Source organism: Parafrankia soli (assembly GCF_001854695.1).
GTDB lineage: Bacteria > Actinomycetota > Actinomycetes > Frankiales > Frankiaceae > Parafrankia > Parafrankia soli.
In genome coordinates this window covers 1-13,868 of sequence record NZ_MAXA01000011.1, presented here as the reverse complement: position 1 = coordinate 13,868, position 13,868 = coordinate 1, and the positions used below count along the sequence as shown (strand labels likewise).

Annotated in this window: 12 protein-coding genes; 9 read left to right on the top strand and 3 right to left on the bottom strand. The window is 69.0% G+C overall.

Annotated elements, in window-relative coordinates:
* Positions 1–952, bottom strand: a 952-nt coding sequence (locus BBK14_RS02955) for a hypothetical protein (protein WP_198541153.1), incomplete at its 3' end; no start/stop codon positions are given.
* Positions 953–1,395: 443 nt separating this feature from the next.
* Positions 1,396–1,731: an SAM-dependent methyltransferase gene (locus BBK14_RS02950; RefSeq protein WP_241831075.1), complete on the bottom strand. Its 336-nt coding sequence runs from the start codon at positions 1,729–1,731 to the stop codon at positions 1,396–1,398.
* Positions 1,732–2,617: 886 nt separating this feature from the next.
* Here BBK14_RS02950 and BBK14_RS02945 point away from each other — a divergent pair.
* Positions 2,618–3,274 carry an HAD family hydrolase gene (locus BBK14_RS02945; RefSeq protein ID WP_198541152.1) on the top strand — a complete coding sequence of 219 codons (657 nt, stop codon included), beginning with the start codon at positions 2,618–2,620 and terminating at the stop codon, positions 3,272–3,274.
* A gap of 18 nt (positions 3,275–3,292) precedes the next feature.
* Here BBK14_RS02945 and BBK14_RS02940 read toward each other — a convergent pair whose 3' ends face one another.
* Positions 3,293–4,603: a helix-turn-helix domain-containing protein gene (locus BBK14_RS02940; protein ID WP_071059681.1), complete on the bottom strand. Its 1,311-nt coding sequence runs from the start codon at positions 4,601–4,603 to the stop codon at positions 3,293–3,295.
* Positions 4,604–4,958: 355 nt separating this feature from the next.
* Here BBK14_RS02940 and fxlA point away from each other — a divergent pair, with 355 nt between their 5' ends.
* The 8 genes from fxlA to BBK14_RS02905 form a co-directional block, all read left to right on the top strand.
* Complete coding sequence (fxlA, locus tag BBK14_RS36550) at positions 4,959–5,105, top strand: FxLD family lanthipeptide (RefSeq protein WP_116429972.1); 147 nt, start codon at positions 4,959–4,961, stop codon at positions 5,103–5,105.
* A gap of 105 nt (positions 5,106–5,210) precedes the next feature.
* Complete coding sequence (locus BBK14_RS02935; protein WP_241831074.1) at positions 5,211–8,414, top strand: lantibiotic dehydratase; 3,204 nt, start codon at positions 5,211–5,213, stop codon at positions 8,412–8,414.
* The gene (locus tag BBK14_RS02930; RefSeq protein ID WP_071059679.1) at positions 8,411–9,715 is read left to right on the top strand and encodes a lanthionine synthetase C family protein; all 1,305 of its coding nucleotides are present in this window, start codon (positions 8,411–8,413) and stop codon (positions 9,713–9,715) included. The genes BBK14_RS02935 and BBK14_RS02930 overlap by 4 nt, the downstream gene beginning before the upstream one ends.
* Positions 9,712–10,527: a thiopeptide-type bacteriocin biosynthesis protein gene (locus tag BBK14_RS02925; protein ID WP_071059678.1), complete on the top strand. Its 816-nt coding sequence runs from the start codon at positions 9,712–9,714 to the stop codon at positions 10,525–10,527. The genes BBK14_RS02930 and BBK14_RS02925 overlap by 4 nt, the downstream gene beginning before the upstream one ends.
* 5 nt (positions 10,528–10,532) lie before the next feature.
* Complete coding sequence (gene fxlM, locus BBK14_RS02920; RefSeq protein ID WP_071059684.1) at positions 10,533–11,735, top strand: methyltransferase, FxLD system; 1,203 nt, start codon at positions 10,533–10,535, stop codon at positions 11,733–11,735.
* 16 nt (positions 11,736–11,751) lie between these two features.
* Positions 11,752–12,861, top strand: a complete 1,110-nt coding sequence (locus tag BBK14_RS02915; RefSeq protein WP_071059677.1) for a hypothetical protein — start codon at positions 11,752–11,754, stop codon at positions 12,859–12,861.
* 230 nt (positions 12,862–13,091) lie between these two features.
* Positions 13,092–13,439, top strand: a complete 348-nt coding sequence (locus BBK14_RS02910; RefSeq protein WP_241831073.1) for an SAM-dependent methyltransferase — start codon at positions 13,092–13,094, stop codon at positions 13,437–13,439.
* A 78-nt stretch (positions 13,440–13,517) separates the two neighbouring features.
* The coding region (locus tag BBK14_RS02905) for a hypothetical protein (RefSeq protein WP_083390676.1) at positions 13,518–13,868 on the top strand (351 nt) is incomplete at its 3' end.

Here is a 13,868-nt window from a genome sequence, read left to right as displayed (position 1 = left end):
CATCGCCAGCCTCGCCGTTCTGAATAAGCCTTTCAAGGAACTTAGCAGGCGATCTCAGACGATTATCGGCGAATCGATGCGCGAAGATCATCGAGCCGATGAGCTGGCGGACGTGACCGCTCGGATCGGCACCGGTAGGGCGGTCGAAGGTGTTGCGGCTCATGTGCGGCGCAAACAGAAAGTTTCGCTTATCCCCCTTGCTGGTCTCGACGACGCTGCGTAGCAGCAGCCCTTGAGAGACAGCGAAGTCGACCCACCTGCTTTCCGTCGAGGTGACATCGTCCTCGGGGAGCCCGGCGGTGGTGGCGACCTCTTCGATCAGACCGGAGAGGGCGGTCTTCACGCGGCCATCCTCAGCCTGAAGGGCGGCATGGGCGTAATCCGCGTCGGACGCCCAAATATTCGGATTATAAAGCACCGTAGTGCCATCATCGCTGTGTTGGCGCGCGCAGAGGTGCAGCGCCTCGAGGTAGCCGATAGCCCGAACCGCTTCAACCTCAGGCGCCACCTCGACAGCCGCCTCAATGCAGCCAGCCTCGGTCTGCGGCATGAGCGTCGTGGCGTCAAGGATCTTCAGAACCGCCAGCTCGACCGGATCGGGAACCGAGGCGTTCAGCAACGGCTCCGCGAGCTCCAGCAATTGAGGCAGCGGGGGCAGGCGTTCAGACACCACCTGCGGTCGGCCCATCTCGTCGAGGTTGACCTCGACGAGGCCGAATGTCGCCAAGGTTGGCAGTACATCCCTCACCAGACGCCGGCGATCCACACCGGCGTCAGCAGCTATAGCAACGGCACGTTCACCTGTTGTTGTGCCACTTCCACGCAGGCGGACCGCGACCTCGAGGACGGTGCCAGCGAACTCGAGTTGCCCCAGAGCCATCCGGTCCGTCGTCGGGCGATATGTCCTGAGGTGGCGAGTCAGGCCGAGGAGTAGTTCGGCGATGGACAGCATCAGGTGGCTCCGGCTACTACGTCGGGTTGTCTCCTCCATCGTGACAGACAGAGCCGACAGCCCGGCTCCCCCCTCCGCACTCGACCTCAGGGACCACGCAACGGCGGGTTATGCGGTTCGCCAGCGGACTGGGCCGGCGTGGTCTTGGCCGCGAGCGAGAGGGAGGTGCGCCGGGCCGAGCCCCCGCGGTGGCCCGGCGCCTGACCACCGTAGGCCGTGCAGGAAGGCCACGGTGTTGACCTTCCGTGAACGGATCATCTCCGGATCGAACGGCATGCCCGTGAGACCACGGCCCGGCAGTGGGCGGCGGAGAACAGGGTGGCCGCCTACCAACTGTGGCCGGCCGAGGTCCCGGGCTGACGCGGCTGGCCACGGCCACCTGCGTCGCCGTGGGTCCCACCGGGATGGTGCCCACGGCGCGCCCCGGGCACCATCCCGCGGTGTTACGGGACGCGGGTAAGGGCGCCGTACACGTTGACCTCGGCGTCAGCCGGGCCGTCCGGCCCGCTGGTGTCGTCGGGCCGCCAGCGGTGCACGGACTGCACCCAGGGCTCGACCAGGTCGAGGCCGTCGAAGAAACGCTCCACCTCACTGCGGCTGCGGACCGTGGCGGGGATGCCCTGGCCTCGGTATACGTCGTCGGTTGCGAAGTCGGGGGTGACATGAGTGAGTGCCAGGTAGCTGCCGGTGGCGGCAAGGAGACCGAGGAGGTGGGCTGCAACGTCCAGACCTCGGTACCAGACTTCGTCAACATCGCCGACGCCGGCAATCTGCTTCACCAGCACCCAGCGAAGGCCCCTGACGAGCCGCGCCCTATCCTTGCTCCTACACGGTTCACGGGGGGAATACAGTGCGTCGCAGTCTGTTTGTCATGCCCGTCTTCGCGGTCGTGTTCGTTGGGGCCGCGGGATGCCAGGCAGCACCAGTCAACCAGGCCGGGTCGACAGCGGCGATCTCGGCTCAGCCGGCCATGCCCGCGTCGAGCCAAGTGCCACTCGGTCAGTCCGCTCCCACCTCGGTGGTGCCGACGCGATTCACTGGCCTGGAGGGATGCAATGAGGGCAGCGCCGTTGTCCAGCAAGACAAGAGCCACACGGGTCACACCTATCGCTGCACGACCATCAACGGTGCCCAATACTGGCTCCTTTTCGGCGACCCAATCACGCCAACTCCGACGCTCGCCCCCGTGGCCAGCCCGACGTGGCGGCCCCCGTCCCGCGCGCTACCCACCGGGGCGACAGTCGAATACGGACCGACGTTCCCCGACGGAACTCCCCAGACCGAAGTGAATAGCGCCGGATGTTACGAGGGCGCCCGTTACGGGGATAGTTCAGCCGAGGGCACCGGATACACCTACGAGTGCCAAGGCAGCTACGGTAAGTCGCAGAAGTGGGTGCTGGTCGCCGGCTCCGTCCCGACGTCCAGCGCGCCGGCACCAACCTCGACAGCGTCATTGGTTCGATAGCACGCCGCTCACCTTGTCGCTCAAAAGGCAGCCCGCTGCTGTCCTGCTCTACCAGGGGGAGCCAGGGCGCTCCTGGTAGGCGCGGCTGCCGCTGTATGAGCGGCAACGGCAACCGGCCGCTGACGGAAGGCAGCGGCGCCCGATAGCTTCATCGTGAACGATTGTGGCGTCCGCAGTCCGACCAGATGGGAGGGACCCGCGTGCCGATCAGGTCGGTGTTCTTCGACGTAGGCGAGACGATCGTGGATGAGTCCCGGGAGTATGGGACGTGGGCGGACTGGCTGGGGGTGCCGCGGCACACGTTCTCCGCGGTGTTCGGCGCTGTGATTGCCCGTGGGCTGGACTACCGGGAGGTATTCGAGGTGTTCCGGGCCGGATTTGACCTCGGGGTGGAGCGCGAGCGGCGCGCGGCGGCCGGGCAACCGGAGTCCTTCGGCGAGGAGGACCTGTACGCCGATGCTCGGCCCTGCCTGGCGGCGTTGCGCGCCGAGGGTCTGCGGGTCGGCCTGGCGGGCAACCAGACCGCCCGCGCCGAAGTCATCCTGCGGGCGCTGGATCTCCCCGTTGACGTGATCGGAACGTCGGACGGCTGGGGTGTGGAGAAGCCCTCGGTGGAGTTCTTCGAGCGTGTCGTCGCCGAAGCGGGCTGCCCGGCTCGGGAGGTGCTGTACGTCGGTGATCGGCTCGACAACGACATCCGTCCCGCGCAGGCTGCCGGCGTGGCGACTGCCCTCATCCGTCGGGGTCCGTGGGGCTACATTCTTGAGGATCCCGCAGTCGAGGATCACTGCCTGTTTCACCTCGACTCGTTGACTGAGCTACCRGATCTGGTGCGCAAGTACAACGAGGCGAACTGACGCTCCACAGGCTGGAGGTCACAATGCTGGTGACAGTGCTCTGATCTGGCCGTCGAGGTGTCGACCGTGCTTGCTGTCTCCCAGGAGTGGCCGGATCGCGCGTACGCGGTCGATCCCGGTCGCGTACCAGTCGGTGGTGAGCGCGTCGATCGCTTGGCCGAGATAGTCAGCGATGCGGTCGCCGTCCCGGCCATGGGCTCCGGCGAGATCGGCCAGGATGACGCTGCGCTGTTTGCTCCCCTGCGCGCCGAGCCGGTCCGCCGCCGCAGTCAGCCGCCGAGCGGCTTCCGGGTGATCTCCGGTGGTGAGGGCGGCGTAGCCCGCGAAGGAATCAAGGCGGGCCGCGTCGTAGAAATCGAACCATGCGAGATCGCTGGGAGCGTCGGGTAGCGACGCTTCGGCAAGGTCGATCTGGTGGCGGCTGGTCGCCGAGGCGCCGCTTCTGGCTTCGATCTCGGAGGACACACAGTGCAGCCAGGACCGGACGATGGGATCGACGCCGTGCCAGCAGTGCTGCAGCGCGGCGGCGAGCAGGTTCCGCGCACTGCCAGGATCCTGGCTGAAGCCGGGAATGAAGGCCATGTGACCGAGGACGGTGGCGGCGAGCGCGTGGTTGCCGGCCTCCTTGCTGGCTGTCAGCGCGACCTCGTAGCAGCGGGTGGCGACGGCGGGCTGGCCGAGATCGAAGAAGGCGAGGCGCCCGGCGAGCAGCGCCGACTGGACCAGCCCGGCGGCGAGCGCCGCGCGTTGCGTCCCGTGAGCGCCGCGCACGAGTGCGACGCCCAGGTGGGTGTGCGCGAAGGACGCTTCGAAGAGCGGGCGCGGAGGGCTGTTCCAGTAGAGTTCCCGCTGACCATTCGCGATCTTCGTGTAGGTCTCGGGGTCCACCTGGGAAGATCCAGGCTGCGGGTCGCCCTCTGCCGACGCCACGGACAGCAGCGGGCTCAGCAGGGGCAGCGCGCCCGCTCCCAGGAGCGCGCGAAGGACGGTGGCCCGATCCCAACTCGCGTCACCAGTCGCGCCAGATGGCATGCCGTCCACCCTCCCCATCGTGATGTCAGGGCGCATCTTGAGCTCGTCTGGTGTGAGCAGGCCGAGTTCGCTCGCGGGCTTTCCGAACACGGTCACCAGGTGTTTGCGGTAGCGAGGCTCAGGGCGCCGCTCGCCGGTCTCCCATCGCCTGACCGTGTTGGCGCATAGGCCGGTGTACGTCTCGCCGACGTGGTCCATCTCCATGCCGATGCGGCGGGAGACCTCGTCGTGTGACCAGCCGCGTTGGAGTCGTTCCCAGGCCAGATTCCGGTTCGGGGGATGACGGTTGCTCGCCACTCCGCGCCTCCAGCGGCTCGTCGGGCAGGTGTCGTCGACCACGATGAAGCTATCGGATGCTGCTACCTTCCGTCATTGGCTGGTTGCCCTTGGACGGGCTGTGGACGGTACCGCCCACGTTGGTAACCAGGTTTTCTGATCAGGCCGGCGCGGACCAGTCGCCGGGCCGTACCGGCTGGCTCGAGAGCCTGCGTCGGCCGGACCAAGCCGTCTACCTCCCAGCGGGTCACCGCAACTGCGGCGACGCCCAACTCCTCACGCAACCTCGCAGTGAGCCGGGAGGCAGGACGGCATCACTGGAGTCCTTCACGAGCCCGTGTCCCATGTGAACGGGCGAGACAGGAGTGTGATGATCATGGAAGCCATTACGGCCGACGCGACCACCGCGGGGATCAGCGAGCTGGAGCTCGACGTCTCGATCGTCGAGCAGGGCGACGCGGCGGACGCGCTGCTGTGCACCACCGACAACGGGTGCTCGACGAACAAGAGCACCGACTGCTGACATCGCCGAGGGTCCGGGTGGTGCTCGGGGACTGCGGTCCCCGAGCACCACTTGGACCATGCGTGCCGCGACATGAACCGCTGCTCACCAGACGGAGGCGACGCTGTGGATTCCCGGCGCATTCCGCTGCTCTACGCGCCGCTCGACGCCGCGCTGTTCCGTGCTGCTGCCCTGTCGGATGAGTCGGCGAAGGCGATTGCCGCGAAGGCCTGGCCTGGCGCGGACTGTGACGACGGGGTGCGCTGGTGCACCTGGCTGGCCGAGGTTTGGGCCCATCCATCCATCGCCGTCGCCGTGGAGACCGCGAGCCCGGTGCTGGCGGCCGGCGTCGAGGAGGCGTGCCGCGGGGAGAGGCCGCCCGCGTGGCGGGCGCGCCGACTGGGGCTGGCAGTGGCGCGCTATGTGGTGCGGATGAGCCGGCGGGCGACCCCGTTCGGCCTCTTCGCCGGTGTGGCCCCGGCACGGTTAGGCAACGAGTCCGCACTGCGATGGACTGATGCTGATCTGCTCTACCTGCGGGCGGATTCAGTGTGGCTCGCTGCGGTCGTCGCCCGGTTGGAATCCATGAGCGGTATCCGCGCGGCGCTGACCGTGGTGGCCAACGACCTGGCTCTGGTCCGCGGCGGCCGGCTCGTGCTTCCGTGGCGCCCGCATGCCCACCCGCCAACAGATGGCTTCCTGCCCGCCGAGGTGTCGGTCCGCTACAGCCGAGCAGTGCAGGCGGCAATGGTGTGCGCGGAGGTCCCTGTCCGATTTTCCGATCTTGTTGATGCGGTGGAGGCCACGCTCGATCTTCCTCTTCCTGGTGTCGAGGCGATGCTGGCCCAGCTGCTGACGTACGGCGTTCTCGTGAGCAACCTGCGGCCACCCGGGACGTGCACGGACGTCGTCGCGCACATTCTCGGCACGCTGACGGGCATCGAGGACTCAGGCGTGCCAGTCAGCACGCACTGGTCCGGTGACAGCCTCGGCGCTTCCTCAGCGGCTCTCATCGAAGGCCTTCGTCTAGTCCAAGCCGACCTCGTGGCAGCACGCGGCCTGGACGGTTCGGTGCCGCAGCCACGTCTGGCGGCCGTTCGTGAGCGGATGCGGGCGGTGTGCTCGGTGATCGAGCAGCCACTCGCGGTTGATCTGCGGCTGGACTACACGGTGACGGTGCCGGAGGTTGTGGCGACGGAGGCCGCTGCGGCGGCCGGAGCGCTGCTGCGGATGACCCCGCATCCGGCTGGCAACCCGTCCTGGCGCGAGTACCACCGCAGATTCATCGACAGGTTCGGCGAGTCGGCGCTGGCACGAGTTGATCAACTGGTTGACCCGGTGGTCGGCCTGGGCTATCCAGCCCACTTCGGCCCGGCAGGAATAGAGCCTGCCGACGGCGTGCCGCTCCGCGACGAGTTCATGCTGCAGCTCACTCAGCGCGCGGCGCTCGATGGCCAACAGGAAGTCGTACTGGACACCGCCGCCCTTGACGCCGTGTCCACGCCGGCGGACGGGTCCTGGGCGGAACCACATGTCGAGATCTGCGTCGAGGTCCTGGCATCATCGGAGGCGAGCCTGTGCCAAGGCGCGTTCACCCTGTTGGTCACGGGTGTCAGCCGGACCGCGACCGCGATGAGCGGCAGATTCCTTGATCTGCTCCCTGACGCAGACCGTCACCGGATGGTGAGTGCGTTCCGCCAGCTACCCACGGTGGTCGACGGCGCGGTGGCAGCGCAGCTTTCGTTTCCCCCGGGACATGCCCGGTTGGAGAACGTCACCCGCGCTCCCCGCATTCTGGCGGACTGGATCTCGCTCGCCGAGCACCGCGAGCGCCAGCACGGCCGGATCCCGTGGACGGACCTGGCGGTCACGGCAGACAGCGCGCGGCTCTACCTGGTGTCGCTCTCCCGCCGCTCCGTCGTCGAACCGTTGCTGACGCATGCGGCGGCCCGACAGACCTTCCCACCGCTCGCGCGGCTGTTGCATGAACTGCCCCGCGCTGGTGCCGGGACCGTCGCCCCGTTCTCGTGGGGCGTGGCGGGTTGTCTCCCGTTCCTGCCGAGGGTTCGCCATGGTCACACGGTTCTGGCACCGGCCCGCTGGCGCGTCCATCCTTCCGATTTCCCAGGCCCGCAGGCGGCCGACCAGGAATGGGCTGATGCGCTCGGGCGGTTCCGGCAGCGATCAGGACTGCCTCGGTGGGTGAGTACCGGCCGGGCGGATGTGCGGCTGCGGCTGGACCTCGATGAACGGTTGGATCGCGATCTGCTGCGTGCTGAACTCGACGGTGCCAGCGGTGCTGTCAGCCTCTGCGAGGCACCAGGTCCAGACGACTACGGCTGGGCCGGCGGCCGAGCCCACGAGATCGTGTTCCCCGTGGCGACCACCGCCGCCCCGCATCGGGCACCAGCCGTGGTGACGGCGTCCGGTCCGATGACGGTGACCGACGCGGCATCCGGGATCCTGCCAGGGTCGACGGTGCTCTTCGCGAAGCTGTACTGCCATCCGGACGTGGTCGACACGATCCTCACTGGCCACCTGCTCGCGCTGCTCGACACCGGGGACGTGTCTGCGCCGTGGTGGTTCATCAGGTACCGCGACCCCGCGCCCCATCTACGCCTGCGAATCCGCCTCGCACCGGACGCCCAGGATGCCGCCGAGAGCTACGGGCGAGCTGTGGCCCGGGTCGGTGTCTGGGCGGAGCAGTTGCGGGCGCGGCGTCTCATCGGCGATCTGGTGCTCGACACCTACCACCCTGAGACGGCCCGGTACGGCGCAGGCGAAGCGCTCACCGCGGCCGAGAACCTGTTCGCCGCCGACTCTGCCGCCGTCGTCGCCCAGCTGGCCGCCCAGGCCGCCAACCGGGCGCTGCACCCTGCGGCGCTGACAGCGGTCAGCATGGTCGACCTGACCTGCTCGCTGATCGGCGACCGGCACGCGGGAACACAGTGGCTTCTGGACAACCGGCGGGCCTCCGGGGTGCCAGCGCATCGGCCGGTGCTGCGCCAGGCCATCGCGTTGTCCCGAGCAGATCGTGGCGGCTCCGTTCCCGGCGGCGCGGTCTCGCGGCTTCCGGCAGCGGTGTGTGATGCTTGGGACGCCCGGCGCCGGGCCGCCGAACACTATGCGGCCCGGCTCGCCGCATCACCGGGCCGGCCGGATCACAGCGAGGTGCTGGGGTCGCTGCTGCATCTGCACTATGTCCGTGCCCACGGCATCGACGCGGCGGCGGAGCGTGCCTGTCACCGACTCGCCCGCGCGGTCGCCCTTGCCTGGCACAACACCGACCAGCAGGCCCGTCTCGTCCCGGCTGGAGCGGAAGGCTCATGACCGTGGTTGGCGATCCGCGCACCCGCACGGCGACCATCGCCGCCCGGCTGGCCGACGCGCTGGCCGTGCCACCGCCGCCCGAGACAGGCGACCGCAGCCCCCGCAGCCGCTGGCAGGGCCAATCTCTGGCCGAGGGCGCGGCCGGCGTCGCGCTTCTCCACGGCGTGCGCGCCAGCTCCCGCCACGGCGACTGGGACACCGCCGACGGCTGGCTGGCAACCGCCACCAGCGAAGATCTCTCCGCAGGGCCGAGCGCCGGCCTGTGGTTCGGCGCCCCGGCGCTCGCGCTCGCACTGACGGTGGCGGCGCCACCCGGCCGCCACCAGCGCGCGGCCCAGCGGCTACATGCCGCTGTCGCAAGACTGGTCGAACGCCGGCTTACCACGGCCCACGCCCGGATGGAGGCGGGACAACGACCGGTACGAGCGGAATTTGACCTGGTCCGAGGCCTGACCGGTCTCGGCGCGTACCTCGCGGTCCGCGACCCCGACGGCGAGCAGCTCCGCCAGATCTTGACCTACCTCGTCCGGCTCACCGAACCGATACCTGCCACGGACACGGCCGGGCGGGCCGTGCCCGGCTGGTGGACCATCGACGTTCCCACCACCGCACCGCCCGAACCGTTCGCGGACGGCCACGCCGACCTGGGCATGGCCCACGGCATCGCGGGACCGCTTGCCCTGCTGGCGCTCACCCACCGCTGCGGGATCACCGTCGCCGGCCAGACCATGGCCCTCGACCGGATCTGCCGCTGGCTGGACGCCTGGCGCCAGGACAGCCCCACCGGGCCCTGGTGGCCGGAACGGATCACCGCCAGTGACCTGCTGGCGGGTCGACCGACCCAGCCCGGCCCAGGACGCGCGTCCTGGTGTTACGGCACTCCCGGCCTGGCCCGCGCCCAGCAGCTCGCCGCCATCGCCCTGGCTGACACCGCCCGGCAACAGCGCGCTGAGGCAGCTCTCGCCGCCTGCCTCACGAACCCCGCCCAGCTCGCCCAGTTCGTCGACCCGGCGATCTGCCACGGCTGGGCGGGCCTGATCGCCACCGTCCGCTGCGCCGCCACCGACGCCCGCCTCCACCCGCTCGCCAGCCACCTCCCCGACCTGATCGACCAGCTCCTCCGCAGCCTCGACACAGCGCACGCCACCGGCTGGCGACTCACCGGCCTCATCGACGGCACGGCGGGCATATCCGCAGTCCTGCACGCCATCACGACCGACACCGGCGCTCTCTGGGAGACCGCGCTCCTACTCGACCTTCCTCCGGCCCTGCCAGCCCAGCGCTCGGGAGACAGCGAGTGAGCATTCCCGACGCCGAGACCGCCTGGTGCGGGGTGACGGTGTGGTGCCAGGACTGGCAGGCAGCCGAACATCTGGGGGTCACCCAGCTGGCACCACTGCTGACCACAGCTGAGCAAACGGACGAGATCAGCTTGTGGTGGTTCACCAGGAAGGCAACTTCCTGGCGGATCCGATGGCGCTCTGGCCCAGGAAGAGGCGGCGCGGGGTTCGGCGACCGCAGGCTTCGTGTCGTGCTCGACGGCGACACGGTCCATCGCTGGGCGCCCGCCGTCTACGAGTCTGAGATCCATGCCTTCGGCGGCCCCGCCAGCATGGACGTCGCGCATCTACTCTTCCACCACGACAGCCACAACGTCCTCGCTCACCTCGGCCGAGCCTGCCCTGAGCATCGGGCCGAGATCGGACTCGTACTGGCTGCGGCGCTACTGAAGTCCGCTGGCCAGGACTACTACGAACAGGGTGACGTCTGGACCCGCGTCGCCGGTCACCGCCGCATCCGCCAGGCGAGCACACGGCAGCCCGACGCCGCATCGGCTGCCCGAACCGCCGTCCGGCAACTTCTCGCCGCCCGCACAGTTCAGCCGCTCGAAGCGTTGCCGGCATGGCCAGCGGCGTTCCGGCACGCTGGTCGGTCACTCGCGGGCCTCGCCGACCAGGGTCAGCTCACCCGCGGCCTCCGCGCGGTTCTCGCCCATCACATCCTGTTCGCCTGGAACCGTCTCGGCATTCCCGCCTCCGACCAGGCGCAGCTCGCCCACACCGCCGCCGACATCATCTTCGATGACCTCGGCCCGACCCCTGACGAACGGTGACCACGATGACCAGCCGAACCCCCGAGCAGCTCCGCGACGACCTGGTCGCCGACATCCGCCGCTGGGGCACGTTCCGAACCGCCCAGGTCGAAGCCGCGTTCCGCACGGTGCCGCGACACCTTTTCCTGCCCGACGTCGACCTGGAAACCGCCTACGGCCCACAGGTTGTCGTCACCCGGCGAGCCCCCGATGGCACCGCGCTGTCCTCGGCCTCGCAACCCAGCCTCGTCGCCGCCATGCTCGAACAGGCCGACGTCCAGCCCGGCCATCGCGTCCTGGAGATCGGCACCGCCACCGGCATCAACGCCGCGCTCCTGGCCGAGCTCACCGGCCCGACCGGCCAGGTGACCACCATCGAGATCGACGAGGACCTCGCCGCAGGCGCGCGCACCGCGCTGACCACAGCCGGCTACGAGCGCGTCGATGTGATCGGTGGGGATGGTGCGGCGGGCCACCCGGGCGGGGCGCCCTACGACCGGATCGTGATCACGGCAGGGGCCTGGGACCTGGCCAGGGGTTGGTGGAACCAGCTTGCCCCCGCTGGCCGCATCGTCGTCCCCCTCCGTCTCCACGGAAGCGGCCTCACCCGCTCCCTCCCGCTCGACGCGGTCGAGCCGGGTCGGCTGGTCAGCCGCTCGGCGCTCGTCTGCGGATTCGTCCCCCTGCGCGGCACCGACGCCCACAGCGGACACGTGCTGACCCTCGCGGACGGCGTCACCCTGCGCGTCGATGACCACGACCCCGCCGACGAAACGGCGCTGCGCGCCGCGGCGGCCAGCCCACCCCACAGCCTGTGGACCGGGCTGACGATCCACGACGACGAACCGACCGCCCACCTCGACCTGTGGCTCGTCACCGTCGGAGCCCGGTTCGGCCGCCTCGCCGTCGACACCACCATCTGCCACGACAGCCAGCTCACTCCGACGCGGCGCTGGGCCGGAGCCACCATCCACGACGGGACCACCATCGCCTACATCACCCTGCGCCCCCTCGCGCCCGACACCGACGAACTCGGCGTCACCGCCCACGGACCCCACGCGGCCACCCTCGCCGCGCACCTCACCGACCTGCTGCACCACTGGCGCAAAGAAGGACCCGCCGAACCTGTCATCACCGCCCATGCCGCGGACACCCCGGACGACCAGACCGTCGCCGGACACCGCATCGACCGGCCGAACAGCCGACTCACCGTCCGCTGGCAGCCCTGAGAAGAGGCGCGACCCGATGGCCCTCACCACGTCAACGGATGCGGCACCCACGACGTTCACGCTCGTCGCCCCACGATTTCCCCTCGTCCCCCGTGACCGGCCATCCTGCCCAGCCCTCGACGCCCGGATCGCCCACGTCGCCGCCCTCGCCACCCAGGCCGCCGAGGACGGCGACAACGCACTGCTGCGCGCCGCCGAAGCCCACAACCTCGCAGCGCTGATCGCCAGCGACTGCGGACTACCTGACCTCGCCCACCGCCTCTGCTGGCGCCAAATCGACACGCTTCCGTTCCACCGCCCTCTCGACGAGGCAACGGCGAAACTTGCCCTTCAGCCCCTGATCAACCTGACGCGGCTGCGGCTACGCACCGGCGACGGTCCCGGTGCCCACCGCCTCCTCACCACGCTCTACGGCGCCGTCGCAGCGAAAGCCGAGGCCACCCTTGACGGCCGGACCTTCACCTTCAACGACTTCGTCACCGCCGCTGACCATCCCCAGCTCGTCAGCTGGCTGTGGACCGTCCTACTCGCCGACGGAACCCGCGCCCTGACCCGCACCGGGCACTGGACCGAAGCCCTCGACCACCTCAACCGCCACAAAGGCATTGGGCAGCGCCTCCTCGACGGCCGCCAGACCGCGATCATCGCCCACCACGCCTGTCAAGACCACCACACCGCCAAGCAGCTCCTCGCCGCCACAGCGACCACCCAGCCCTGGGAACAGTCCGTTGCCGTCTGCCTCCGTCTCTTCAACGACCGCATCACAGGCCGCAAAGCTCCTGGCGACGGCTGGAACGTGGTCGGCGAACTCTCGGCGTCGAACGCCCCTGGGCACCTGACGTTCCGCACTCAGCTCGGGCTGTGCCTTCTCGACCTCACGGGCAAATCCGATTACCTGCGACCTACGATCGACACGATCATCAGCGGTGCCCTGGACAGCGGCGACGCATACRCCGCCCGCGACCTTCTCAACCACCAAGCCGCCCGCAGCTACCTGCGCGACGACCAGCTCGAGCTCCTCACCGAAATACGACGGCGCTCCGGACTCGGCGTCGGACACATCCCTGACGTGCTCCGCAGAAGGCTCCTAGCCGCGGTCACCGCCTCCGCCCTTACTGCTCGGTGACGCGCGTCACCGGCAAGACAAGCGTCACTCCCGTCGAGTGAAACCGGAAGCGGGTCTATCCAGGATCCCGCTTCCGGACGAGTTTTGCGAAGCCAGTTGGCCCCACCTCGGTCAACCACACGGTGCTCACTTCCACCGACGCAGCCATGCTGAGGCCAGGCACGCGACGATGCGGAGATCGCTCTACAGACAAAAAGACCTACGATTTACAGTTTGACCAAGGAAGCTCCGTGGACGATATTCCCTTTCCTCTAACATCTACTCAATTGCACACCATCGTCCCGCATTCGGCACGGATCTACGATTACTTCCTACAAGGAAAGGACAACTTCCCGGCGGACCGGGAAGCCGGGGAGGCGGCGTTGCAAGTTTTTCCGTATGTGGCAGAGGCGGCTCGGGCGAATCGACGGTTCCTGCACCGGGTTGTGCAGTACCTGGCTGAGCAGGCGGGGGTCTCGCAGTTTCTGGACGTGGGGACGGGGATCCCGACGTCTCCGAACCTGCACGAGGTCGCTCAGGGTGTGCGGCCGGACCCTATCTGTCAGGATGAGTTGAGACGGGGGTTATCCATCAACTAGTGACCCAGGGCGGGTTGGGAGCGGGAGATCGTGACTGCGGCGGTGACAGCCGGGCGTGGCCTGGCGGATGATGTTCGGGTGGACGGGCGTGAGAACGGTGGCCGGCGGCCGGACCCGGAGGTCGAGCCGAAGGCGCGGCGGCGGTCGTTCACGGYGGCGTACAAGCTGCGGATCCTGACCGAGTACGAGGCGGCGACGTCGCCGGGTGCGAAAGGCGCGATCCTGCGCCGGGAGAACCTGTACTCGGCGCATATCGTGGAGTGGCGTAAGGCCCGTGAGGCGGGGGCGTTGTCGGGCCTGTCGAAACCGAAGGGCCGTCCGCCGGTCGATGAGCGGGACCGGGAGCTGGAGAAGCTACGGGCGGAGAAGGACCGGTTGGAAAAGGAGCTGGCGCAGGCCCGCTTCGTGATCGACGTCCAGGGAAAAGTC